Source organism: Bacillus cereus group sp. MYBK222-1, assembly GCF_051916425.1.
GTDB lineage: Bacteria > Bacillota > Bacilli > Bacillales > Bacillaceae_G > Bacillus_A > Bacillus_A paranthracis.
This window is the reverse complement of sequence record NZ_JBQAGP010000001.1, coordinates 533,136-556,743: the sequence shown is the minus strand read 5'-3', so window position 1 is coordinate 556,743 and position 23,608 is coordinate 533,136. Positions and strand designations below refer to the sequence as shown.

The window sequence follows — 23,608 nt, the reverse complement described above, 5'->3', positions numbered from 1 at the left end:
GTGACTGTTTTCTTAACAATCTGTATCATTGCCTGTTTCATTATTTCATTTCTAGCTTTTATTTATCCTATTATCCCGGGCATCCTAGCTGTCTGGGCTGGATATTTCATTTACCATTTTGGTATAAATGGCGGAGAACTAACGATTTCTTTTTGGATTATTCAAGCTATTTTCACACTATTCATTTTCGTTGCTGATTTTATTGCAAATGGATATTTCTTAAAGAAATACGGTAGTTCTAAATGGGGCGAACGTGTCGGAATGATTTCGATCATTGCCGGATCTTTCTTCTTCCCACCATTCGGACTTATTATCATACCGTTCTTAGCGGTATTTATAACCGAATTAATGCATAAAAAAGCGCCAAAAGACGCTTTTCTAGTAGGAGTTGCTACTGTAGTTGGTTTTTTAAGCAGTACAGTAGCGAAAGCCATTCTCCAAATCATTATGATTATCATATTTGTATGTTATATCGTCTTTTAACCATCCCAATTTTGGGATGGTTTTTTAATAGGAAATACCTACCCGGCTATTCTCATATTTGTTTTCACTACACAGATTCCATGTAAATTGCGCTGTATCACCAACTGTTATTTTTGCTCCTCCTTCTGGTAATACATCTTTTTCAGTTCGATATATACCTGTCACATCACCGTCAATTAAATGCGTCGGACAAACGACCGTCCAGCATAAATTACTACTACTAAGTATCTTATATGCAGCTAAATGATCTTCTGCTGCTGTTGTCGACTTTCTCTTTGATTCCGTTGATTGAAAACGATATAAATTTAGATTTGTTCTTGCTTGTAAAATACCGGCTGTTCCTATTGTAATGATTTTACGAACTCCTTCTTCTTCCATTTTCTTTATAATTTGTGGCATACTCTTCGCTAACGTCCCATTTTGATCCGTTCCAAGTGCACTAATTACTATATCGCTTCCTTTTATCGCTTTCTTTATATCATTTTCATTTAATACATTACCTTCTATAACTCGTAATCTTTCATGATTTATTTCTACCCTACTTGAATCACGCGCTAATGCAGTCACTTCTGCTGAATCTTTTAATGCTAATTTAATTATGTTTGAACCTACTCGCCCTGTTGCTCCCAATATACATACTTTCATTTGTTTTCCCCCTCTTTCATTCTTTCTCTATTTTTCAATAATCTCAATCAATTTACAACAAAAAAGCTTCCTCACATAAAAGAGGAAGCTCTATTATTACATTATTTCTTTTCTTTAGAATCCGTAGACTTCTCAGTTCCACTTGTTTCTTTATCCTTTTTATCCTCTTGTTGTGTTGTTGTATCGTCCTCTTTCTTCTTGTCCTCACCTTTACTACAACCTACCATTAATAAAGAACTTGCAAGTGCCATAGCAGTTAATGATTTAACCCATTTGTTCATTTGCGTTTCCTCCTTTTGATAGAATATGTACAATCCCATATTACTCTCTATTTTTAAAGGAAAGATTGAAAAATAGTAAATAAACGGTAAATATTTGTAAATTTTCTGATAATAAATATGTACATATATTCATTTTTCTCCACGAAAAGTAAAAAACTAAGGCGCCTATCTTTCCGCCTTAGTCTCTTATGCAAATTTCTCATTTTCATATACATGTTTAATCTTATACTCTTTCTTCACGACATATTGCCATACACTATAGGCATAACGATTCATTTTCAGGAAGCAGTTTTCTAAAAACGAGCGAAATTCTGGATTTGCAACTTCAACTGCCACTTGAGCAAACTTTAACGCTAACCGTTTCAAATGCGAAATATAACAAGTTGCAATATACATATCACCTGTATATTTACTATCAGTTTCCTTTTCCATTTCATGAAAATGAAATGAAATTGGTTCACAAGTTATATGCTGTACATTCTCTCCTTCTTGAAAGTTCACTTGTTCATTATATGCTTGCAACATATATGGTAAATGATGCTGTAATAACTCCTTTAATTCTTCGTCTCTTACCTCTCCTGTATACTCCCCAACCTTATATATAAGCATATAACTATACCTCATCAATTCTTTCATACAATCCATGAAAGTGCCCCCCTTCTTTTTGTCTATATGCTATAAATATGATGCTATAACATTTGCTATTCTTGCTAAAAACCAATCCCATTTACTAATTTCCTCAAAATCTTCTTCCGAAAATCTTTTTGATTTATGGAAGTCTTCTTTTAATCGGTTCCATACGTCGGCAACAACTGTTTTATCATATATGATACAATCAGATTCACAATTTAAATAAAAACTTCTATTATCAAAATTCGCTGTACCTATATCAACAATTTCTCCATCAATGATTGTTACTTTCCCGTGAAAAAAACCATTCCGATATTGATAGATCTCCGCTCCAGCATGGTTCATCTCTCTCAAATACGGATAGGCAGCTTGTTTTAACAATACTGCATCACTTTTAAATGGTACGAGAATTTTCACATTGACACCGCGGTTTAATGCACCTTTTAACTCTTTCATCATTTCTTTACTTGGTACAAAATATGGTGTAGCAATAATTAAAGACTTTTTAGCCTGCTTTAAAAACGCTCCATATTTTTCCCATAACCCTTTTCCATCTGAAAATAAATATTGATATTTTACATTCCCAATTGCAGGTAGACTTTCATGTACAGGCATTTTTTCTCCCGTATCTTCTTTCCAGTCAGCAGCAAATTTTCTTTCCATATCCGTGGCACCATTCCCCTTAACCCGCACATGATAATCACGCCACTGGCCAAATTTCGGATCTTGTCCAAGGTATTCCTTTCCGATGTTAAAGCCGCCGATATATGATACTTTTCCGTCTATCGTAACAATTCGTCTATGATTTCGCTGATGCAACGAATAGAATAAATGTTTCAATTTAGGTTTTTTACTAAACGTAAACTGGACACCATTGCTTTGTAGTTGACGAATTACCTTTTTCTTCAGCTTATATCCACCTATTCGATCGACTGACAATTTCACTTCTACTCCGCTAGATGCCTTTTTCTCGAGCAACTGCAAAAACTCTTTGCTTATTTCATCTTTACCTACAATATAAAAATGGATATATATGTACTTCTCCGCATTACGTATATCCTCAAATAAATTCGTATATAACTCTTCACCGTTCGTATACAGTTGAAATTCACCTAATCTAACTTGTCCTACTTCATATTCACTAGCCATTTTTTTCCCCATTTCCACATCGATGTTCATCCAAATGAATACACCTATTACACAAAGGATTACAACGAAAAAGTGTTTCATGGATATTTTCCTTTCTCCACTTACTGTTATTTCTATATCTTCCCTTTTTTAATACAATATCATTCAAGAAAATATGTCATTGCATGATATATGTCCATATCAAACGATAGCTCATTTGCATATTGTATGTTGTATCTTAAAATAAAAGGAGGAAATAACAATGGGCTTCGCACATGGTAATGGATTCGCGTTATTAGTCGTATTATTTATCCTCTTAATCATCGTCGGTGCTGCTTGCTTCTGCTAAGTAGTTATTGTCACATGATATGCGGATAGAAAAACTATAAAAGCGGACACCTATTTTTAGGTGTCCGCTTTTCATATGAAGAACATTTCGCTCTGTTATAATACCTTTAACAACTAAATATTCAATTCAAAAAGTTAGTAATGTAGCTACTTTCTTACTCTCTGCCTTACGTATATGACGTTGTTCTGCACGTAACACTGCAATGCGATGTAATTCTTTCTCTTCTTCTGTTTCAGGGATTACTCGCGGCACAGGAACTGGATTATTTTCCTTACTCAGTGCAACAAAAGTAACAAAAGACGTTGCTGCGATACGCTTCTCACCTGAAATTAAATCTTCCGCTACTACCTTCACAAATACTTCCATAGAAGTTCTACCCGTCCAAATTACGAAGGATTCATAACTAACACAATCTGAAGAGCGAACTGGATGTAAAAAATCAACCCAATCCATAGAGGCTGTTACACATTCTTTTCTTGCATGCCTCGTTGCTGAAATAGAAGCAACCATATCCATCTCGGCTAATATCTTTCCACCAAATAACGTGTTATGATCATTTAAATCTGTTGGAAATACTCGGCTCGTTTTGAACACCCTTGATTCATTGGCTGTTTTCCCCTTTACTTCTGTCATTGTTATCACCCCTTTAATGATGTATCCTTAATATCTCAATAATCACTATACTAAATGAACTACACGTTTAATATTAACAACATTCAGAACTCTTAGTCCATAAAAAAGAACCGATGTTATCAATCGGCTCCTCTAAATACATATTGCTCTTTCGGTTGTTCAACTTTATTCCATTTCGTTACTTCTAAAACAGGAATGTTCGCATGGAATGGCTGATAAAACTCCGTTGATATTTCTCCTTCAACTTGAATCCAATCATCATTGGTCCATTCTACCCCTTCTGGCTTTTTCACTAACATACCATATACACCAGAATCCGCTACACAATGTATAATACCGAAACGGAATAAGAAATATTGTTCTTTTTTAGAAGAATCATCTTTGAAAACAAACCCTTTAAAAGATAATTTCTTCCCAGTAAACTCGCCAGGATAATTATAAATTGTTTCCATCCCTTTTAAGAAATCTTCATCTTTTAAAGCAATACTATCTTTCGTAACAAACTCTTTTTTCCCTTTTTCCATTACACCACGATATCCTTCTTTCCCGTAATAAATGCTCGTATCAGGTCTTAGAAATTGCCTTGTCATAAATGGATCTTTACTTTCTGCTTGTGCTACTGGAAAATGAAACCCTTTTGCCTTAACAATATCTGAATCTAACGTTGCAATCGGGAAAAACAAACCTGAGACTATCGGAAAACAAAACAATGTGTACGAAAATGCTTTTTTCCACCAAGTATTTTCATCTTTCGAATGATCATGCCCGCAATGGCTATGATCACAACCACAATTATGCTGTTCTCTTTCTTTTTGATGTTCTTTTTGGAAAACGATTATAATTTGAACAACAGTTAAAAAACCTAATATAATAGCTGCTGTTTTTGATAAGTAGGCATACTTCATATTAATATACTTCGTAATATTACCTGAAATATGAAGCTGCGCGATTAAGATTGTAAAACCTAATAATATATATGCTCGAAACATAACCTACCACCCCATCGCATAAATGAGTAGTGAGCTTGCATAAACAACAACTGTAACTGTAACTGTAACGACAATTACAAATTTTGTTTTAAATGTCGCAAGCATCATAAACATATTTTTAATATCCACCATCGGTCCATATACGAGGAACGCGACAAGTGATGCTGTTGAAAATGTACTTTGGAATGACGAAGCAATAAATGCATCTGCTTCTGAACAAAGTGATAAAATGTAAGCAAGTCCCATCATAACAGCTGGTGAAGAAAACGGACCTTGTCCTATAGCAAGAAGTGTTGAAGTTTGTACGAACGTTTGAACTGCAGCTGCAATTAATGCACCTAATACTAAATATTTTCCCATCGAGAAAAATTCCTCAACAGCATGCGTACATACATCCCACATTTTTTTACGTAATGGACGCTTATGATTCACTTCTGGGAAGTGATCATCTCGTAATTGATGTTCTTTAAACATAAATGATAATATAATTCCAACAATGATTGCTACGATAATCGCTACAATAGAACGATACCATACCATGTGCATACTACTTCCAAAGGCAACGTATGTTGCAAATAATACGACCGGATTAATAATTGGACCAGTTAACATAAATGCAATCCCGGCATATGGCGGAACCCCTTTTCCAATTAATCGCCTAACAATCGGAACGATTCCACATTCACAACCTGGAAACATCATCCCTAAAAAAGTAGCCATTAAAACAGACAGAAATCGGTTTTTCGGCATCCATTTTGCTACCATATCTTCTGTCACAAACATTTGAATGAATCCTGAAATAAATACACCAATGAGCACAAAAGGAAGTGCTTCGATTAATATGGAGATAAAAATTGTATTCATTTGCAGGAATGCTTTCGGTAATTGAAACAATTCCATGATGTATTTCCTCCAACTTTTCATTAACAATATGTAATTTTAACCCCATTTTATTAATTGGACAAGACTTATACGGAATTCCCTTCTACCATATACATTACATTTTATAAGTTATATTCTATTCAAAACTTTCGATTTCATAGCAAAAAAGCTGCTCTAGCGCAGTTACACAACTATGCTAGAGCAGCTTTCTTATCGTTAAAAGTAACGTTTCTTCCAAAATACAAATGCTAAAGCGCAAGATAATGTTGCACATATTATGAGTACAATTACAAAACCTTGAGCCTCACCTTCAAATGGAACCTTTACGTTCATTCCGAAGAAACTAGAGACCATTGTTGGTAATGATAAAATGATTGTAATAGACGTTAACAGTTTCATAACACTGTTCAAATTATTCGATATAACAGAGCTAAAAGTATTCATCATTCCACTTAGAATATGACTATATATTTCCGCCATTTCAATAGCCTGTTTATTTTCAATTAATACATCTTCTAATAAATCTTGATCGTCTTCATACATTTTTAAAAATGTACTGTTACGCATTAATTTTTGAATTACAATTTTATTCGCCTTCAATGATGTTGTAAAGTATACTAAACTTTTTTCAAGGCCTAGCAATGTGAAAATCTCTTTATTTTTCATCGACTGATTTAATTGATGCTCTAAATCGATTGTCTTTCTGTTAATTTGCTTTAAGTATCTTAAATAGTAAGTAGAAATCGTATATAAGAGCTGAAGTGCAAAGCGTGTCTTTTTAAACGTATAAAATTCTTTAATACGTTGATTAATAAAACGTTCAAAAATTGGATTTTCTTCTAAACAAATTGTCACAAAGCAATCTGGCATTACAATCATACCTATTGGAATCGTGTCATAAATCGAATTTCCTTCTTCATCATGTCTAACTGTTGGAATATCTACGATTATTAAAGTATTATTGTCTTCCTTTTCAATACGAGAGCGTTCTTCATCATCTAAAGGGTCTTTAATGAAATCTAAGTCCACATTTAAAGTTTGTACTAGATATTGAATTTCTTCTTCCGTTGGATGAAGTACATTAATCCAGCAACCCTTTTGCATTTCCTCAACCTCTTGTAGTTTTCCGTTTCGGTCTGTTAAATAAATATTTAACATACTATCACCCCGATTCTTTTTACATGTAGGAATCTACCTCTCTTACATAACAGTTTTTGAACCGCCATTCTCAGCATATGAAACATACGTTTAAATTTCAATAGAAAAATTATTTTGAAAACGTTTTTATAAGAAAAATATTATAAAGTGAAACTTTAATCAGTGGGGGGCTTCATCCCCCCACTGATTTTCAGCCCTCACCAATCGGGCTTTTACGGGCAGCCCGCCCCCAACCAAACTTCTTTTCTTTCGCTGAATTTTGAGGTGAGGATCTTACTGCCCGTTAAAGCGGGATAAACAAAGAAAAAGACAGAGTGCTCTCTGCCTTAAAAAGCTTATGTTGCCTTTATAACATATTTAGAAAGCATCCACAAGTTAAAGCCAACTGAAATCGTATAACCAGCGTATGTTGAAATAATAAAACTTACATAATCAAAATACGGAAGCAATACAATATTTAAAACTATCTTCACAATAATGCCAATCACTAACCCTAGCACTGTTTTCTGTTGTTGATTAATTCCTTGCAACATTGCAGCCGTTACTGTAAAAAGCGAAAATAGTATACAAGCAGGAGCGTAATACTGTAAAATAACGCTTCCCATCTCCGGATCATTTCCGGCACCAAATAAAAGAGTATACACTGGTTTTGCTAACACCATCATTCCAATTGCCGCGGGTACCGTAATACCTACTACTAATAGATTCGTCCTCGTAAAATGTTTGTACAGTAACTTCACATTTCCTGCTGTATAAGCTTTTGTCATTTCAGGTACGAGTGACATACTAAAAGCAGTCGCAACGGAAACTGGGATAAGTACAACCATCTGAACAAGTCCAATTATCGCATTAATCTTCTCCGCTTCTCCTTGCATATATCCTATTTGTATAAGTAATTTATTAATTGTAAATGTGTCAATCGTCTGATACAACGGAATTGCTAAACCAACCACAACAAATGGTATTGAATATGTAAAGAGCTCCTTATATAGTAAAAAAAAAGATTTCGTTGTTTGCGGTATACTTGCCATTTCTTTTTTCTTTAAGTGCTTTCTCCTCCTTATGTAATACGCACTTAAAACAGTTAGTCCACCTATCGCTCCCATAAAAGCACCGAACGTTGAAATACCAACAGCTAGTGAGATAGAAGCTTTTAAAACATATAAAACGACAAAGCTTCCTATCAAGATGGTTAAGACTCGAAAAAATTGCTCTACAACTACACTTAGAGCAGAAGGCCCCATCGATTGAAATCCTTGAAAAAAGCCCCTTAATAAACTCATTACTGGTACGAGTATTAACGCAAAACTTACAATTTGAATATTAGTAGTGACCGCCGCTACACTATTCCCCGTTTGATCATTTCCATCGATTACAAGTTTAGCCAAATGCGGAGCTAGCATATATAACGTAAAACACGAAATAACTCCCATTATAAACATAAAAACAATTCCACTTTTCAACACTCTCTTAACCGTATGATAATCATTTAATTGATCATATTTTGATACCATCTTTGAAACTGCAAGTGGTAGTCCCATCGTCGCAATGCTAAGCATAATTGTATATGGACGATAAGCATACGTGTATAAAACGTACCCACTCGTACCGACCATAGCTGTAAATGGTATAACATATATAAACCCTAACATTTTAGATATCATCGTTGCCATTGTTAAAAATATCGTTCCACGTATAAACGGTGACCCTTTCATCACATTCCTCCGCTACGCTTTATTATTACACATTATGGACAACTCCTTTTTTTTAGAACCAAAACAAATAAAAAAGCCAATGAAAAATCATTGACTTTAACGCGCTGCTTTTTTCTTTTTGAAATACTTTAAACCGAAGTATAGAGCAACAAAGAGAACCGCTCCTATAATTATGTAATGTGTGTAGTCAGATGCATACTCTTTAATATGTCGCCAATTTCCACCAAGCTTTTCACCTAAATATATAAATAGTATTGACCACGGAATAATCGCAACTACTGTATACAGTGTGAATAGTTTTAATGGCATCTTAGCTAATCCTGCTGGAATAGAAATTGCATGACGTACGACTGGGATAAAACGTGCCGAAAAGATTACTCCTGCTCCGTAACGCTTAAACCAATTTTCTGCTATGTCTAAATGGTGTTTATTAATAAGCAGATATTTCCCATATTTCTCTACAACTGGACGTCCACCATAGTATCCAAGCCAATATAAAAAGATTTGGGCTAAAGTACCACCGATTGTTCCAGCAATAACTGCACCGACAAAGCTAATTTTACCATCTGCGACTAAAAAGCCAGCATACGAAAGTACAATTTCACTTGGGATAATTTCAATCATTAAAGCTAGCGCTACTCCAAAGTAACCTAAACTTGCAAAAAATTGCAATAACTGATCTATTATGCTTGCTAACATCTTATTTTCTATCTCCTTTTTTCTTCACATACCATCTCATTATTACATAAAGGTTGCATTCTGCCAATATCTTCATGCCGACAATATCACAGGCATACGCATTATTAATCTATTACTATTTCTTTCTGAGGTTCTTTTATGTAGGCAAACATTTGTTTAATTTGCTCTTCTGTATTTCTAGCAATCGATAAATTAGGCAATTCATTTTCACCAAAAAACTCCACATCATCTGTTTCAATACTAGTTTTCTTTTCACCACCAATAATTTTACAGCCAATAAAAATTTTATATACATGCGTTGCTGAAGGCGATGGTTGATGTTTTTCTTTATCAAATATAGCGAGTAACTTAAAATGATCTACCTCATAACCTGTCTCTTCGAAAACCTCTTTTGCCGCTACTTCTGTCGGCGTATAACCGATATCAGCCCATCCACCTGGCAATGCCCATTTCCCATCACTTTTTTCTTTCACAAATAATAACTTTTCATTTTGAAAAACGACTGCTCTTATATCGACTTTAGGTGTTTGATAGCCTGTCTCACTTGCAAATAACTTCTCTACAACTTCCCAATCTGTCTTTGTATAATGTGACATCATCGAAATGGAAATATCCCGTAATTGTTGGAAACGTTCTATATCATACACATCCTTAGAATACGTTAAACCCGCTTGAGCTATAGATTGTATTTGTTTTACCCAATCAATCCATTTTACCGTCATGTTTCCACATCTCCATCCTTTATTAAGTATATATTACGCCAATTCTACCAATACTTCTTTATTATACAAAAAAAGAGATTGATAATGTTCCAATCTCTTTCAAAATTAATCCAATTCATGTAAATGATCTTGTATATACTTTCTTCTTTTATTTATATATTCCTCAATCATATCAGCTTCTTGATCAAATATTTCTAATTTTTCTTTCATATATGGATCTTGTAGTAAATAAGGACGAATCGACTCACACAAACTTTCTACTTTCGGCATCATAAATGAAACGGTAAATTGTTCTTCTAATATTTCTTCCAAAATACCTCGGTATTGCTTTCTAAATACAGGTATATCTAACAATCTTGCACTTAACGTGTTATAACCTTGAATACGAATATATTCATGATTAAGTGGTCTCCCTTGTACATCTCGCCCCCAAGTCGCATCATAATCCCACGGTATTACTTCAAATAAATTTGTTTCATCATTATGATATAGTGCATAGTTATGAACGAAACCATCAAAGTTTTGTGTAAAAATAACGCCAGCTAACCATCGTAAATATTTATCAACATGCAAAAACTTCCCAATTTCTTTTTCATAAGATTCCCTCGACAAAGCGTTCGCTTGAAATACAAATTCACTCAGCTGTTCTTCACTATTTTCATTCGAGTATTTAAATTCATAACCCGCAAAGAGCTCGGTCTTAACATCTTTATCTCTCTCACTCATTAAAGAAAAATTCGCATCATCATCTATCGCATAATAAATAGAACCACTCGGTAATCCTCTATTTTTCAAAAAGTTTTCGTCAACTGATTCTAACTGTAAATATACACCTTGAATTTGACCATTAATTTTTATAAACACATGTTGTGATTTCGGTGAAAGTACACCAATATCATGAAAAAAGTCTAAAGATAATTTATTTCGTATGAGAGACGGATCCATAAACTCAGAATTTAAATGAATCTCTTTCGCACCTTGAAATTTTTTAGGCTTATAAAACATAACATGATAAGATTTTTTCTCAAATTCACGAATATGAGCACCACGGTATACGATATCAATATCATACTTCTTTTTTCCATAAGTTAATTTTGCTGGTACTGGACTGTCTGACCAAATGTCTTTTTTCAATTCCACTAAGTACATTGGATGAATAAAAAAATCATATGAAGGTAGCATGTTTTCTCATCCCTTCTCAGTTCTCTTCATTCAATGTATGCAACTCGCCTTGTCCATACATCCGCTATCATCTATTTATATAAAATTACACTCTTGTCCTGTTCAGAAAGATACCTACATACATATCCTGTTAAGGAAAAAGAATACCTTTTCAACTTAATACATGATAAGGAGGATTTCTATGAAACGTGATATTAGAAAAGCGGTTGAAGAAATCAAAAGTGCTGGGATGGAGGATTTCTTACACCAAGATCCAAGTACTTTTGAATGCGATGATGATAAATTCACTCATCATACTTGTACAACTGGATGTAAATGTACAACTGGGGGTAAATGTCCAAGAACAAGATGTACTCGCGTGAAACATTGTACGTTCGTTACAAAATGTACACATGTGAAAAAATGGACATTTGTTACAAAATGTACTCGTGTACGCGTTCAAAAATGGACGTTCGTTACGAAAGTGACGCGTAGAAAAGAATGCGTTTTAGTTACAAAACGTACTCGCAGAAAACATTGTACATTCATTACAAAATGCATACGCTTTGAAAAGAAATTTTTCTGGACTAAACGAAGTTTCTGTAAAAAGTGCGAATTCTTCCCGCATAGACACGGCGGCTCTTGCGATGATTCATGCGATCATGGTAAAGACTGTCACGATGATGGACACAAATGGAATGATTGCAAAGGCGGACATAAATTCCCATCTTGCAAACACAAGAAATTTGATCACTTCTGGTATAAAAAACGTAATTGTTAGTTTTTATGCCTACAAAAAAAGGCCGCAAAACGGCCTTTTTTACGTTTATCCCGCTTTATTGAAAATGACTTATATCTGCAAATTGCTTCACTTCACCTTTACCATCTTCAAATTCTATTATACTGAGACTAGCACTATGCATAAATGGATCATTCCACACATTTTCTATTTCAATACCCGCAAAATGTCCTACAAGTAATTTTGCTGCTGCCGCATGGGAGACAATTAATATACTTTCTCCTTTATGCTTTTCTAAAAGAATCTGCATCCCCTCAATTACCCTTTTATGAACAGCCTCAAAATTTTCTCCTGATGTTGACTGAAAAAGATGTGGCTCATACCAAAATAACTGTATGTCGTCTGGATATTGCCTTTCTATATCATCAATTGTCTGTCCTTCCCATATACCCATGCTAATTTCATAGAAATGCTCATCCGCGATTATCGGTATATCACGTTCTCCCTTTATTAACTCTGCAGTATGAAGGGTTCTTTCACTCGGACTACTATAGATTGCATGAATAGATAAATCTTTCATTCGCTCTCCTAATTGCTTAGCTTGCAGTATACCATTTTCAGTTAAAGCAGAATTTTTCCGTCCTTGCATTCGCTTCGCTACATTCCATTCCGTTTCACCATGCCTTGTTACATATACCGTTGTCTTCACTTCAATTCCCCCTTACCATGTTGGCCGCAATTCCCACGGTTCTACTCGTCCTACAATCCATTCATTACATTTACGTTCAATTCCTTTTATTACCCCATCCGATATTTCTTCATGAGTAAGCCATCTTGCGTATGTATCTTCTAATATAAAACCTAAAATTATTCTATGATAGCTACATCGCGTACCACCTATTTTTTGTGAGGCTATTCTCGACGCTTTACTGCCTAAAATATGAAAAACTTCGTATGTTTCAGGCGACAAGTCTAATTCTCTACAAATAAGTGATAACGCATCTTCTGCACTTGAGTGTATCCATGCGACAACTAATGTTATTGGGCCATTCCGCTCAATTGTGCTTTTAATAGCTACCTTTACATCGTCATCATTATGATAATCTAACGGAAGGCATGTGATATTTTCTGGTATAGCACTCTCTCGTTTAACATTTTCTAATTTCACTTCATCTCTTCCAATAATAGAAACATGAAACCCTTGCTCACAAAGCCACATAGACACCCTCTTTAGCATTCCTGTTCCACCAATTACTAGCGCATGCAACTTTCTTTGCCCCCCTTAATAAAACGTCATATGAGGTTTATCTTCCCTATAATAATTAAGCCTGTCTTGCAATGTCCCTGAATGAAACTCAAATTTGTGGCCGTCAGGATCAACAAAATATATAGATTCACAGTCCCTTACATCCCGTTCTCTTCCTTGTAAAATATGAACATCGTTTTCTTCTAATCGCTGCAGTAGACGTTCAAAGTCTTTCTGTTCAACAGAAAACGCAATATGCGTATAAGATTGATGAATCTCATTTCTTGGAATATGTATTTCTTCATTAAGCGCTATCCATACTCCACATATATTAAAATATGCAAGTTTTCTTCCTCTAACTAATAATTCTCCTTCCAATACTTTTTCGTAAAATGTAATAGAATCTTCTAAATTAGATACTGAAAAACAAAGATGATTGATTCCTTTTAACAACTCTAATTCCTCCTATACAAATAAAAGATGAGCGAAAATTCTCTCATCTTTTATTATACTATTTTTTTGTAATATATGCCCATTTATAACTGAAGTCCCCACCAAACGTATGATTTGCAATACCTTTTACGTATGGTTTCTCTAAGTATGCGGTACTTTGTTGGTACGTAGGAGAAATGGCAGCATCTTGACCAATTAAGATTTTTTCCGCTTCTGCAAGTGCATTCCAGCGTGCTTTATCATCTTTTAATAGTTCTCCTTTTGATTTCGCTACTAACTCATCATACTTCGGATTAGAATAATCCATTTCATTAAATGAGCTTCCAGTAACAAACATATCAATATAAGTCATTGGATCTGGATAATCTGGACTCCATGCAGATAAAGAGAATTCATATTCAAGTTTCTTTTCTAAATCCAACTTCTGCTTATATGGCTGTTGTTTTAAATTCACTTTAATACCAGGTAAGTTTTTCTCTAACTCTTCTTTAATAAAGTCTCCTACTTTTTTACGACTACCGTTATCATCATTTAGTAATTCGACTGTAATTGTATCTTGACCAATTTCTTTCTTCGCTTCTTCCCATAATTTTTTCGCTTTTGCTGCATTATCTTTACTGTCACGGAAATTTTTATTTACAGTACGGAAATCTTTCCCATCAGGTCCTGTCGTAAATTTTTCAGGTACTAAGAAATACGCTGGCAATGATCCATCATTTAAAATAACATTTGCAATTCCTTTTTTATCATATGCTAGATCAATTGCTTCACGAACTTTTTGGTTTTTAAACGTTGCATTTTTTTGGTTAAAACGTAAGAAATACATACGTGGATCTAACTTCGTTTTAAATTCATCTGGCTTATTCTTTTTATATTTATCAACAAATTCAGAAGTTAAAATAACCCGATCAGCTTGATCACTATCATATAAATTTACTCCTGTGCTTGTTTCCTTCACAATATTCACATTAATTTCTTCTAACTTCACAGTATCTTTATCCCAATAATTAGGGTTTTTCTTTAACTGATAACTTCTTTCATGTTTCCATTCACTCATCGTAAATGGTCCATTATATAATAATTTATCTGCTTCTAATCCGTATTTATCTCCTTGTTCTTTCACATATTTTTCATTTAAAGGGAAAAATGTTGGGAATGAAGTAAGCTCAAGGAAATATGGTGCTGGTTGTTCTAATTCTACTACTAAAGTTTTATCATCCTTCGCTTTCACTCCTAATTGATCTAACGGTAACTCTCCTTTATTTACTTTCTGTGCATTCTTTACATCAAATAAAATAAATGCATACTCAGCTGCCATTGCTTTATCTAATGTACGTTGCCATGCATATACAAAATCTTGCGCTCGAACTGGATCACCATTTGACCATTTTGCATCACGTAATTCAAATGTATATGTCTTTTTATCTTCACTAATTTTCACGTCTTTTGCCATACCTGGAGTTGGTTTATTATCCTTATCTAAACGATATAATCCTTCCATTGCATTTACAAAGGCACGGAATGATACAGAGTCTGTTGATTTTGACGTATCCATTGAAGGAATTTCAGCTGTTTCTAGTAAGTTTAATACTTGCTTATCTGCTGCCCCCTTACCTGTTTCTTTCTTCGTTGTAGATGCCTTCTCCCCATTTCCGCAACCCGCAACTAATATACTAGTCGATAATGCAACTGCAGCAATCGTTGTTACCTTTCTCTTCATTGTTCCTTCCCCCAATCTATATGTATAAATGAAAGCCAGTATAATACATATTATTATACAAAAGATTCAGATTATTTCAAATATTATTTTCGTATATACAAAAAAAGAAGCGGATAGAGAGCTCTACTATCCACTTCTTTTTCTTTTACTTGTAATCCATCCTCTATGTCAAATGGATTTTGAACTTTAAATATTTCGTCCATTATCTTTAAAAATTCTTCCTCATTTTTAGATTCGCCATTAATCATAAGTGAGTATGGCTCAATCTCACCCAATTTATAATCAACAACAAATTGGATCGTAACCTTTTTCTTCGACATATCCGGACTATCCCCTTGGAACTCTACCAATTCTAATCCTTCCGTGCCACGATAATATGCCCAACCCGGATTTCTAAAATAATTTTCAAACGATTCACCAATTGAAAGGAATGGATATTCATATAGCGAGCTTGTACGAACTTTTTGAATAATATCTCGATCAGTCGGGAAAAAGAAATGGCTGATAAAAATACTAGCAACCGCTAAAATCGTAACAATTGTTGCTCCCATTTTACTCGTTCCACCACTATCACGAATGAGGTACTTTTCAACCGATCCATCTTGAATTTCTCTTGCTTTTATTCGATATATACGCCTTTCTGCAAATTGATAATATAATCCATTCGCAAAAATCGCCATTCCAAATAAAATAAAAACGAGTAATAGAAACGTAAGAGGCACCATATTAATGATCGGCAATGCTACGTTGAAGCCCATATAATAAGAAAACGCATCACACGCTAATAATAACACTACAAATAAAGCTGCAGGTAAATAATACTTACGATATCCGAGCCAACCTACATTGAAAATAGCTGCCCAACCATTCCAGCTCCACCTAGCAATCCGCTTTTCCTCAAGCTCCCATTTCCTTTTGTAATACGGATATTGTCTCCCTACATATACTTCTAATTCCTTGTCTATTAGCGAGCTTCCTTCACTCTGTTCAGTATGCAAAGTCCGCTGGCAACTTTCACAATTCAGCTGATTTCCCTCGCAAAGTTGCCCACAATTTATACATTTCAAAACAATCCCTCTTCCCATCCATACGTCATTTCAAAATACCTTCATGTTTTAATAACCACTCTTTCCTCCATAAACCGCCCGCATACCCAACAAGTTTCCCGCTCTTTCCTATTACACGATGACACGGAACGATTATTGAAATCGGATTGCGACTATTTGCTCCTCCTATTGCTCGTACAGCTTTCGTATTTCCGACTTTCTCTGCAATATCTAAATATGAAGCACTTACGCCATAAGGAATCGTATAGAGCGCATCCCATACATTTTTTTGAAATGCTGTTCCCTCAGGAGACAACGGGACTGCGAACTCTTTTCTATTCCCCTTAAAATATTCATCGAGCTCATTTATACATTGATCTATCATTTCATTTGTATGTTCTTCTTGTCTCTCATCAACGAATATAACAGACGTAATTCCTTTATCGTTCGCTGTAATTTCTAGCAAGCCTAATTCACTTTCATAATAAGCTTGGTACATATGTCATCCTCCAATTCAATTCATATTCATTATTGTAACACGAATAGACAAAATTTTTCGTATAAGCGTTTTATTCGAGAAACAAAAACGAGAATGATACAATGTAAGAAAATTCAATCTAGGAGGCTATTGGATGAATTACAAACTTTTTTCACCTTATACAATTAAAGACGTTACATTAAAAAACCGGATTGTTATGTCACCTATGTGCATGTATTCATCGAAAAACGAGGATGGCCAAATAACGAATTTCCATCTTATTCATTATGGAACAAGAGCTGCTGGTCAAGTTGGTTTAGTTATGATTGAAGCAACAGCCGTGTTACCTGAAGGTCGAATTTCAAATAAAGACTTAGGCATTTGGGATGACAGTTTAATTGAAGGCTTACATAAAGCGACAACTTTTATACACGATAATGGTGCAAGAGCTGCCATTCAACTCGCTCATGCTGGAAGAAAAGCAGAATTAGAAACAGATGCGTTAGCTCCTTCAGCCATTCCATTTAATGAAACAATGAAAATGCCAATAGAAATGAGCAAACACCAAATTAAAGATACTGTATTAGCTTTTCAGCAAGCTGCAGTACGATCCAAACAAGCTGGATTTGACGTTATTGAAATACACGGTGCTCACGGTTATCTTATTAATGAATTTCTTTCTCCACTTACCAATAAGCGGACTGATGAATATGGTGGTTCACCTGAAAATCGATATCGTTTCTTACGCGAAATCATTGAATCGATAAATGAAGTTTGGAACGGACCGTTATTTGTTCGTATTTCAGCAAATGATTATCATCCTGACGGGTTAACAGTTCAAGATTATGTACAATATACAAAATGGATGAAAGAACAAGGAGTAGATTTAATCGATTGTAGCTCTGGGGCTGTTGTACCTGCGCGCATCGATGTTTACCCTGGGTATCAAGTACAATATGCTAAACATATTAAAGAGCATGCTAACATTGCAACTGGTGCAGTTGGATTGATTACGACCGGGGCACAAGCAGAGCAAATTTTAAATAATAACGAAGCAGATTTAATTTTTATCGGACGTGAGTTACTTCGCAATCCTTACTTCCCAAGAATAGCCGCCAATGAACTTGGCTTTGAATTAGAAGAACCGTATCAATACGAGCGAGCGCCTGGGAAAATCAGTACAAATAAATAAAACCGAGAAGCTTTTCTTCTCGGTTTTATTTATTCTATCGTTGTAATTTCATTCGAATTATAAATGTGGATACCTGATTCTTCTCGCAATGCAGTTATATACATCCCTTTTGCCACATCTTTAGCGGAAATTGGTTTATACTTTTTGAAGGCTCCTTTAAATATAAAAGGAATCATACGAGATAATTTTTCCGCCATTCTTTCACCAAAGCGAAATTCTTGTCGATTTCCTACTAATAAAGATGGCCTAAAAATGTGAATACCACCGATTACTAACTTTTGCAATTCCTCTTCCATTCTTCCTTTCACTTGTGAATAAAAGAAAAACGATTTAGGATTCGCTCCCATTGAGGACACAACAAGGAAATTTTGCACCCCTTGTTTTTCAGCTAAACAAGCCGCTCGTAACGTATATTCATAATCTACCTTTTTGAAATTAGCTTTCGTTTTTGCTTTTTTGATTGTTGTTCCTAGACAACTAAATACGTCATCTACAGCAAAGAACTCTTTATATTCCTCTAATGCCAAATAATCTACTTGCTTTTGCTGTAACTTTTCATGTTGCCATTGCATTGGTTCTCTTACAAAAATAGTAACCGAATCGTAGTAATCTGATTCAAGTAATAGACGCGTTATCTCTTGCCCAACTAAACCACTTGCACCAAGTACTAACGCTGTTCGCTTATTCATATATGCATATACCTCTTATTTTACTTTTCTCTCCTTTAGTAACATACAACTTTTAGGAGTTTCCTTCTCTCATTTTACCACAAGTAAAGCACTATGCGTACGCATAGTGCTTTACTCACTCTTTTTTCTCATCTTTCTCTCGTAATTTTGTTACGGTTGATGCATCTCCTAAATTACTTATTAATCTTCTTAAAAAAATTAAGACTACGGCTAATGGTAATACTACCGCTAATATCAATAAAATAGCTTCCATTAAGTAACCCAAACACTCAGCCCCCTCTACACCCTCCTTTCATATATATGAACACAGCGTTGTCACATATGCATGTATTCGCAAAAATAACACACCTATATTTGACAACTTTATAACAAAATCAAATCGGAATGATTATTATTTATTGCAACTTTATAAAAGATGTATTATACTAAGTTCGCAAACTAAAACGTAATTATTCCGTTTTGTATTAAAATGATATTTTTCTTCTATAATTGGGGAAAATATATCCGTAAAAAAAGAAAAGAGGAGAACTTCATGCCTAAAAGATTGACTATATTTTCATTCTTACTTATTTTCACTTTAATTTTTACTGGCTGCTCAAATACAAAAGAAGGTAATGCCAAGAAAGACGGAAAGCTAACTGTTTATACAACTATTTTTCCTCTTGCAGATTTCGCAAAAAAAATTGGTGGCGACTATGTAACTGTTGAAGCAATTTATCCGCCTGGTGCCGATTCTCATACATTTGAGCCAAGTCAGAAACAAACAGTACAAGTTGCAAAAGCCGATTTATTCGTTTATAACGGTGCTGAATTAGAACCATTTGCTGAAAAAATGGAAAAAACATTACAAAAAGAAAACGTTAAAATTGTAAATGCATCAAAAGGTATTGAACTGCGTACTTCTACTGAAGAAGAGCATCATGATCACGGAGACGGCCATAAAGAGGATGAACATCATCACGATAAAGACCCACACATTTGGTTAGACCCTACTCTAGCAATGAAACAAGCAGAAAAAATTAAAAATGCACTTGTAGCATTACAACCTGACCATAAACAAGAGTTCGAAAAAAACTTTGCAGCACTTCAAACAAAATTTACTGATTTAGATGATCAATTTAAAGCAGTTGTTTCGAATGCAAAAACGAAAGATATTTTAGTTTCTCATGCAGCTTATGGATACTGGGAACAACGCTATGGCCTAAAACAAATTGCTATCGCTGGTATTTCAGCTTCTGATGAACCTTCTCAAAAACAGCTTGCTGATATTACAAAAACAGTAAAAGAACATAATCTAAAATATATTTTATTTGAAACATTCTCTACTCCAAAAGTAGCATCCGTTATTCAAAAAGAAACGGGTACAAAAGTTTTACGCTTAAATCACTTAGCCACTATTTCTGAAGACGATGCGAAAAATAATAAAGATTACTTCACTTTAATGGAAGAAAACGTGAATACATTGAAAGAAGCTACTAACTAATCAACTTTTGATAAGAAGAGGCTGTCTCAAAAGGTCTTTAAACAAGACCTTTTGGAGACAGTTTTTTATTTTAACTTTAATATGGATGAGAAAATCTTTAAGAATCAAGAGTAGTTCATTTTAGAGATGTAGTTTCAATTGAAACTACATCTTTTCATGCTCATAAAAACTCTATATCCACTTCACATTTACATTAGATTCATCCATAATTATTTCATATAATTTAGCTGTCTTTTCTTAATATTAAGTATTTACATTTCCCCTTCTTACCTCATAATTTTAATCGGGAAAGGGAGGAAAAAAATGGTTCAAATAAAAGTAACGCCCGAAGAATTGGAACGAGTTGCAAAACGGGCAAACGATACAAAGCATGCATTAGAATCTATACATAATAACTTATGCAATCAAATTGATTACATGTGTTTTCAATGGACAGGCGCATCAAATCAAAATTTCGTTCAAATGTTTAACAATGCAAGACCATCCGCATTCACAGCTATTAATGCGCTTGTGCATGTTGAAGAAGAATTAAAGAGAATTGCTGAGAAATTCCGCGTTGCAGATAGTGAAGATGTAACATCCCCAAAAACGACTAAGTCTAGTAAAGCACCTGAAAAATCTTTCTTAGGAAAAGTATGGGATGGTATAGTAGACGGTGCGGGAGATGCTGTTGGAGATACAATCGACGGTATAAAAGCATTAGGTGACTGGGAAACTTGGAAAGGCATGGGCTACACTGTCACCCATTTAGATGAAGCTTTACCTGCTATGTGGAATGCGTTATCAGATTCCTTTAACAAAGATGTGATAAATGGAGATGCAGAGACCCGTGCAAGATGGGGATCTTACGCTTTAACACAAATTGGATTAGGTCTTCTTGGAGATAAAGGGGTCAGTAAGGCTGCAAAGCTAGCACAAGGGGCTAAATTCTCTCAAGGTATCTCGAAAGCTGGACAATTATTTAATAAAGGCGATAATTTGGCTTTCGCAGGCGGTAATGGTGGTAGATCTGTATTTGATAGTGCTAGTTTTAGACAAGCCGAAGAAAAACTTTCAACCTACCAGTTTGCTAAAGGTGATAGGTCCCAACCTGTCACAAGTGTAGGTGAAGCACAAGTAAAACGTTATTTAGAGAATACTGGCGGAACAGTGGCAGAAATCAAACCGAGATATACACGTGAACAAATCGAACATCTAGCTGAAAGTAACTTTGAAAATCAAATAGATTCTGTTTTGCGGGATGTAGATATATCACGTGAAAAGTTTAATGAGCTAAAAACAAAAATGTATCATGAACTTAGTCCAGAAGAAGTAGTAGCCATGAAACAGATTAGAGACAGTGTTCCCGCACCAACTTCTACTACAATGATGCAGAAAGCAATTCCGTTAGAAGATATAAAAAAATACTTAATGGATGAGCGATTCAATGAAGTCGGGGGATGCGTTGCAAAATTTGAAGATGTAGCAGACATTCAATCATCACATGACTTATTTCACTCATTACGTTTAGATTATCACAAAACCAAATTTACTACCGAAAGTGATTTTGGTGTTATTAGATTTACATCGGATGATGCGGAAAAACTATATATTCCTTATGGCGATAATTTTAATGACCCAATAAATAAAAAACCTAGCGATTACTTACAATATCCTCAAACAGGAAATGGATTTGTAATGTCTGAAAACGGACGTATTATTCCAGAATATGAATCTCAATTTCCACAGAAATTAAGACCACATGATGGAGCAGAAATATATGAAGTTGTAAACGGAAAGGAACGATTGGTAGGAATATATAGCGAGCTAGATAAAAAATTTATTCCAGCTGTGACTAAGAACTAAGAAAGGAATTATGGAAATGATTAGACGAGATGAGTATGCAGTTTATAAAGGGACAGAATATAGTATATCCAAAATCGGTAATCGGTTTATATTAACTTCTACAAATCAAAAGGACTTACAAAACGGTTTTACACCCTACGAACGAAATCCCAATTTATTTATAAAAGAAGTTGAAAAATCCGAGTTAGAAACAGCGTATGACATTACACCTTTTGCCAAGCATAAAGAAATTATGTTTCGAATTATTGGAGAAAATAAAGACAAGGGAACTGTTTCAATATATACGATTGATCCCAAAGTAGGAAAAGAATTAGGAATGTCTTCACCTGGTCGTGGGGAATTCGTAAAAGATGTAAGACTAGAAGATGTTGAGTTAATTGAAAAAGTAGAACCTATCTGGGGATTTACACTAAATAAAGAGAATTAATTACAATAGATAACAGCAGAACCTTATAAGCACAAAGGTTCTGCCGTTTAATACCGGCAACCGAAAAACAGTAGATTAGGTGACTCAATGATTAGAGATGGAAAATATGGATTATATAATGGACAAGAATACATGTTAGCTGGAAAGAAAGATGATCTAGAAATTATATCGAATGATCCAGCTGAACTATTAAATGGTTTTATTCAAGATGATTGGGATGAAAATATTTTCTTTAAAAAAATAAAAAAAGAAGACTTGGATACCGCTTATGAAATTACAACATACGCAAAATATAAAGGACATAATTTCGGAGTACTAACTGCAAGCGAATTAAAAGTAGTTATTGCTACAAATAATCCACAGGTAGGACACAAACTAAATATGTCTGTACCAGGTCGTGGGGAATTTCATATGGAAGTAAATAGGACAGATGTTGAGTTAATTGAAGAAAAAAAACCTATATGGGGATTTACACTAGATATAGACAATTAATTACACCAAATAAAAGCAGAACCGTATAAGGGTTCTGCTTTTATAATCCTTACCTATTTTGTAACAATAGCAAATCCTAAACCAGCATCTTTATTTTAACTAGCTATCCAAATTGATAAATATAAGGATCAATATGTTCCTAAAAACACAATCCAGAATTTCTCCTGTAGGATATTACATACAGCAGACAATACAAAACCAAGTGCCCCTTCAACGAGTGCAATGTGCAGTGAATAAAAATATTGAGTTCACCAATGGAGATGCTCTTATTAGCATAATGTTTATGTGTTTCTGCTTGACTTGACCAAAATAACAAGTAAAAT

The 23,608-nt window shown here is 34.5% G+C and carries 28 protein-coding genes; 8 read left to right on the top strand and 20 right to left on the bottom strand.

The features are described from left to right. The gene (locus tag ACTFR9_RS02845; RefSeq protein WP_000215659.1) at positions 1–483 is read left to right on the top strand and encodes a DUF456 domain-containing protein; all 483 of its coding nucleotides are present in this window, start codon (positions 1–3) and stop codon (positions 481–483) included. A 24-nt stretch (positions 484–507) separates the two neighbouring features. Here ACTFR9_RS02845 and ACTFR9_RS02840 read toward each other — a convergent pair whose 3' ends face one another. From ACTFR9_RS02840 to cls, 4 genes are all read right to left on the bottom strand, one after another. Further along, complete coding sequence (locus ACTFR9_RS02840) at positions 508–1,128, bottom strand: NAD(P)-dependent oxidoreductase (protein ID WP_000861632.1); 621 nt, start codon at positions 1,126–1,128, stop codon at positions 508–510. A 101-nt stretch (positions 1,129–1,229) separates the two neighbouring features. Then, a complete protein-coding gene (locus tag ACTFR9_RS02835; RefSeq protein ID WP_001045960.1) occupies positions 1,230–1,409 on the bottom strand; it encodes a hypothetical protein in 180 nt (59 codons plus the stop codon). A gap of 186 nt (positions 1,410–1,595) precedes the next feature. Next, the gene (locus ACTFR9_RS02830; RefSeq protein ID WP_000340547.1) at positions 1,596–2,054 is read right to left on the bottom strand and encodes a spore coat protein; all 459 of its coding nucleotides are present in this window, start codon (positions 2,052–2,054) and stop codon (positions 1,596–1,598) included. A 30-nt stretch (positions 2,055–2,084) separates the two neighbouring features. Continuing rightward, positions 2,085–3,269, bottom strand: coding sequence for a cardiolipin synthase (gene cls / locus ACTFR9_RS02825; protein WP_000680139.1), 1,185 nt, complete (start codon positions 3,267–3,269; stop codon positions 2,085–2,087). Between the two features lie 160 nt (positions 3,270–3,429). Between cls and ACTFR9_RS02820 the strand changes: the two genes are divergently transcribed. Continuing rightward, positions 3,430–3,516, top strand: a complete 87-nt coding sequence (locus ACTFR9_RS02820; protein ID WP_000505094.1) for a YjcZ family sporulation protein — start codon at positions 3,430–3,432, stop codon at positions 3,514–3,516. Between the two features lie 126 nt (positions 3,517–3,642). Here ACTFR9_RS02820 and ACTFR9_RS02815 read toward each other — a convergent pair whose 3' ends face one another. The 8 genes from ACTFR9_RS02815 to cotH all read right to left on the bottom strand — a co-directional run bounded on the left by ACTFR9_RS02815 (position 3,643) and on the right by cotH (position 11,496). After that, positions 3,643–4,149 carry an acyl-CoA thioesterase gene (locus tag ACTFR9_RS02815; protein WP_000141167.1) on the bottom strand — a complete coding sequence of 169 codons (507 nt, stop codon included), beginning with the start codon at positions 4,147–4,149 and terminating at the stop codon, positions 3,643–3,645. Positions 4,150–4,268: 119 nt separating this feature from the next. Beyond that, a complete protein-coding gene (locus ACTFR9_RS02810) occupies positions 4,269–5,138 on the bottom strand; it encodes a TIGR03943 family putative permease subunit (RefSeq protein WP_000488036.1) in 870 nt (289 codons plus the stop codon). A 3-nt stretch (positions 5,139–5,141) separates the two neighbouring features. Beyond that, positions 5,142–6,038 carry a permease gene (locus ACTFR9_RS02805; protein ID WP_000418725.1) on the bottom strand — a complete coding sequence of 299 codons (897 nt, stop codon included), beginning with the start codon at positions 6,036–6,038 and terminating at the stop codon, positions 5,142–5,144. A 198-nt stretch (positions 6,039–6,236) separates the two neighbouring features. After that, entirely contained in the window at positions 6,237–7,178 is a 942-nt protein-coding gene (locus ACTFR9_RS02800; protein ID WP_000932396.1) for a magnesium transporter CorA family protein, read from the bottom strand. 335 nt (positions 7,179–7,513) lie between these two features. Then, a complete protein-coding gene (locus tag ACTFR9_RS02795) occupies positions 7,514–8,893 on the bottom strand; it encodes a putative polysaccharide biosynthesis protein (protein WP_000678835.1) in 1,380 nt (459 codons plus the stop codon). 96 nt (positions 8,894–8,989) lie between these two features. Continuing rightward, on the bottom strand, positions 8,990–9,592 hold the full coding sequence (locus ACTFR9_RS02790; protein WP_000881208.1) for a DedA family protein: 603 nt from the start codon (positions 9,590–9,592) through the stop codon (positions 8,990–8,992). A gap of 104 nt (positions 9,593–9,696) precedes the next feature. Continuing rightward, positions 9,697–10,314 carry an NUDIX hydrolase N-terminal domain-containing protein gene (locus ACTFR9_RS02785; protein ID WP_000216914.1) on the bottom strand — a complete coding sequence of 206 codons (618 nt, stop codon included), beginning with the start codon at positions 10,312–10,314 and terminating at the stop codon, positions 9,697–9,699. A gap of 105 nt (positions 10,315–10,419) precedes the next feature. After that, complete coding sequence (cotH, locus tag ACTFR9_RS02780) at positions 10,420–11,496, bottom strand: spore coat protein CotH (protein ID WP_000937984.1); 1,077 nt, start codon at positions 11,494–11,496, stop codon at positions 10,420–10,422. A gap of 181 nt (positions 11,497–11,677) precedes the next feature. Here cotH and exsB point away from each other — a divergent pair, with 181 nt between their 5' ends. Then, positions 11,678–12,256, top strand: a complete 579-nt coding sequence (exsB, locus tag ACTFR9_RS02775) for an exosporium protein ExsB (protein WP_000817501.1) — start codon at positions 11,678–11,680, stop codon at positions 12,254–12,256. Positions 12,257–12,311: 55 nt separating this feature from the next. Here the strand turns inward: exsB and ACTFR9_RS02770 are convergent, their stop codons facing one another. The 6 genes from ACTFR9_RS02770 to ACTFR9_RS02745 all read right to left on the bottom strand — a co-directional run bounded on the left by ACTFR9_RS02770 (position 12,312) and on the right by ACTFR9_RS02745 (position 17,178). Next, the gene (locus tag ACTFR9_RS02770) at positions 12,312–12,923 is read right to left on the bottom strand and encodes a phosphoserine phosphatase 1 (protein ID WP_061535803.1); all 612 of its coding nucleotides are present in this window, start codon (positions 12,921–12,923) and stop codon (positions 12,312–12,314) included. A 12-nt stretch (positions 12,924–12,935) separates the two neighbouring features. Beyond that, complete coding sequence (locus ACTFR9_RS02765; protein WP_229136387.1) at positions 12,936–13,481, bottom strand: short-chain dehydrogenase; 546 nt, start codon at positions 13,479–13,481, stop codon at positions 12,936–12,938. A 15-nt stretch (positions 13,482–13,496) separates the two neighbouring features. Further along, positions 13,497–13,913: a FosBx1 family fosfomycin resistance bacillithiol transferase gene (fosB, locus tag ACTFR9_RS02760; RefSeq protein ID WP_000911692.1), complete on the bottom strand. Its 417-nt coding sequence runs from the start codon at positions 13,911–13,913 to the stop codon at positions 13,497–13,499. Between the two features lie 58 nt (positions 13,914–13,971). Beyond that, on the bottom strand, positions 13,972–15,633 hold the full coding sequence (locus ACTFR9_RS02755; protein ID WP_229136388.1) for a peptide ABC transporter substrate-binding protein: 1,662 nt from the start codon (positions 15,631–15,633) through the stop codon (positions 13,972–13,974). A gap of 83 nt (positions 15,634–15,716) precedes the next feature. Then, positions 15,717–16,700 carry a DUF2628 domain-containing protein gene (locus tag ACTFR9_RS02750; protein ID WP_002163686.1) on the bottom strand — a complete coding sequence of 328 codons (984 nt, stop codon included), beginning with the start codon at positions 16,698–16,700 and terminating at the stop codon, positions 15,717–15,719. Between the two features lie 25 nt (positions 16,701–16,725). Next, positions 16,726–17,178, bottom strand: a complete 453-nt coding sequence (locus ACTFR9_RS02745; protein ID WP_000283893.1) for a methylated-DNA--[protein]-cysteine S-methyltransferase — start codon at positions 17,176–17,178, stop codon at positions 16,726–16,728. 133 nt (positions 17,179–17,311) lie between these two features. Here ACTFR9_RS02745 and namA point away from each other — a divergent pair, with 133 nt between their 5' ends. Then, positions 17,312–18,349, top strand: coding sequence for an NADPH dehydrogenase NamA (gene namA, locus ACTFR9_RS02740; RefSeq protein ID WP_048556896.1), 1,038 nt, complete (start codon positions 17,312–17,314; stop codon positions 18,347–18,349). A gap of 29 nt (positions 18,350–18,378) precedes the next feature. On the opposite strand, the gene ACTFR9_RS02735 is transcribed toward namA, so the two are convergent. Together ACTFR9_RS02735 and ACTFR9_RS02730 are read right to left on the bottom strand one after the other, a co-directional pair. Next, the gene (locus ACTFR9_RS02735; RefSeq protein ID WP_001042754.1) at positions 18,379–19,038 is read right to left on the bottom strand and encodes an oxidoreductase; all 660 of its coding nucleotides are present in this window, start codon (positions 19,036–19,038) and stop codon (positions 18,379–18,381) included. Between the two features lie 115 nt (positions 19,039–19,153). Then, complete coding sequence (locus ACTFR9_RS02730; RefSeq protein WP_000540927.1) at positions 19,154–19,303, bottom strand: hypothetical protein; 150 nt, start codon at positions 19,301–19,303, stop codon at positions 19,154–19,156. A 267-nt stretch (positions 19,304–19,570) separates the two neighbouring features. Between ACTFR9_RS02730 and ACTFR9_RS02725 the strand changes: the two genes are divergently transcribed. The 4 genes from ACTFR9_RS02725 to ACTFR9_RS02710 all read left to right on the top strand — a co-directional run bounded on the left by ACTFR9_RS02725 (position 19,571) and on the right by ACTFR9_RS02710 (position 23,285). After that, positions 19,571–20,521 carry a metal ABC transporter substrate-binding protein gene (locus tag ACTFR9_RS02725; protein WP_076856417.1) on the top strand — a complete coding sequence of 317 codons (951 nt, stop codon included), beginning with the start codon at positions 19,571–19,573 and terminating at the stop codon, positions 20,519–20,521. A 303-nt stretch (positions 20,522–20,824) separates the two neighbouring features. Then, complete coding sequence (locus ACTFR9_RS02720) at positions 20,825–22,366, top strand: WXG100 family type VII secretion target (protein ID WP_229136389.1); 1,542 nt, start codon at positions 20,825–20,827, stop codon at positions 22,364–22,366. Positions 22,367–22,382: 16 nt separating this feature from the next. Beyond that, positions 22,383–22,793 carry a hypothetical protein gene (locus ACTFR9_RS02715; RefSeq protein WP_000621152.1) on the top strand — a complete coding sequence of 137 codons (411 nt, stop codon included), beginning with the start codon at positions 22,383–22,385 and terminating at the stop codon, positions 22,791–22,793. An 87-nt stretch (positions 22,794–22,880) separates the two neighbouring features. After that, positions 22,881–23,285, top strand: a complete 405-nt coding sequence (locus ACTFR9_RS02710; RefSeq protein WP_000617398.1) for a hypothetical protein — start codon at positions 22,881–22,883, stop codon at positions 23,283–23,285. Positions 23,286–23,608: the final 323 nt, after the last annotated feature.

What these genes read in the sequence shown, in the direction of transcription:
- ACTFR9_RS02715 (WP_000621152.1), top strand. Translation starts at nt 22,383, where the DNA reads ATGATTAGACGAGATGAGTATGCAGTTTATAAAGGGACAGAATATAGT.
- ACTFR9_RS02830 (WP_000340547.1), bottom strand. Translation starts at nt 2,054, where the DNA reads ATGGATTGTATGAAAGAATTGATGAGGTATAGTTATATGCTTATATAT.
- ACTFR9_RS02840 (WP_000861632.1), bottom strand. Translation starts at nt 1,128, where the DNA reads ATGAAAGTATGTATATTGGGAGCAACAGGGCGAGTAGGTTCAAACATA.
- ACTFR9_RS02710 (WP_000617398.1), top strand. Translation starts at nt 22,881, where the DNA reads ATGATTAGAGATGGAAAATATGGATTATATAATGGACAAGAATACATG.
- ACTFR9_RS02720 (WP_229136389.1), top strand. Translation starts at nt 20,825, where the DNA reads ATGGTTCAAATAAAAGTAACGCCCGAAGAATTGGAACGAGTTGCAAAA.
- ACTFR9_RS02815 (WP_000141167.1), bottom strand. Translation starts at nt 4,149, where the DNA reads ATGACAGAAGTAAAGGGGAAAACAGCCAATGAATCAAGGGTGTTCAAA.
- ACTFR9_RS02820 (WP_000505094.1), top strand. Translation starts at nt 3,430, where the DNA reads ATGGGCTTCGCACATGGTAATGGATTCGCGTTATTAGTCGTATTATTT.
- ACTFR9_RS02800 (WP_000932396.1), bottom strand. Translation starts at nt 7,178, where the DNA reads ATGTTAAATATTTATTTAACAGACCGAAACGGAAAACTACAAGAGGTT.
- cls (WP_000680139.1), bottom strand. Translation starts at nt 3,269, where the DNA reads ATGAAACACTTTTTCGTTGTAATCCTTTGTGTAATAGGTGTATTCATT.
- ACTFR9_RS02795 (WP_000678835.1), bottom strand. Translation starts at nt 8,893, where the DNA reads ATGAAAGGGTCACCGTTTATACGTGGAACGATATTTTTAACAATGGCA.
- namA (WP_048556896.1), top strand. Translation starts at nt 17,312, where the DNA reads ATGAATTACAAACTTTTTTCACCTTATACAATTAAAGACGTTACATTA.
- ACTFR9_RS02785 (WP_000216914.1), bottom strand. Translation starts at nt 10,314, where the DNA reads ATGACGGTAAAATGGATTGATTGGGTAAAACAAATACAATCTATAGCT.
- cotH (WP_000937984.1), bottom strand. Translation starts at nt 11,496, where the DNA reads ATGCTACCTTCATATGATTTTTTTATTCATCCAATGTACTTAGTGGAA.
- ACTFR9_RS02755 (WP_229136388.1), bottom strand. Translation starts at nt 15,633, where the DNA reads ATGAAGAGAAAGGTAACAACGATTGCTGCAGTTGCATTATCGACTAGT.
- ACTFR9_RS02735 (WP_001042754.1), bottom strand. Translation starts at nt 19,038, where the DNA reads ATGAATAAGCGAACAGCGTTAGTACTTGGTGCAAGTGGTTTAGTTGGG.
- ACTFR9_RS02790 (WP_000881208.1), bottom strand. Translation starts at nt 9,592, where the DNA reads ATGTTAGCAAGCATAATAGATCAGTTATTGCAATTTTTTGCAAGTTTA.
- ACTFR9_RS02835 (WP_001045960.1), bottom strand. Translation starts at nt 1,409, where the DNA reads ATGAACAAATGGGTTAAATCATTAACTGCTATGGCACTTGCAAGTTCT.
- ACTFR9_RS02745 (WP_000283893.1), bottom strand. Translation starts at nt 17,178, where the DNA reads ATGTACCAAGCTTATTATGAAAGTGAATTAGGCTTGCTAGAAATTACA.
- ACTFR9_RS02725 (WP_076856417.1), top strand. Translation starts at nt 19,571, where the DNA reads ATGCCTAAAAGATTGACTATATTTTCATTCTTACTTATTTTCACTTTA.
- ACTFR9_RS02805 (WP_000418725.1), bottom strand. Translation starts at nt 6,038, where the DNA reads ATGGAATTGTTTCAATTACCGAAAGCATTCCTGCAAATGAATACAATT.
- ACTFR9_RS02810 (WP_000488036.1), bottom strand. Translation starts at nt 5,138, where the DNA reads ATGTTTCGAGCATATATATTATTAGGTTTTACAATCTTAATCGCGCAG.
- exsB (WP_000817501.1), top strand. Translation starts at nt 11,678, where the DNA reads ATGAAACGTGATATTAGAAAAGCGGTTGAAGAAATCAAAAGTGCTGGG.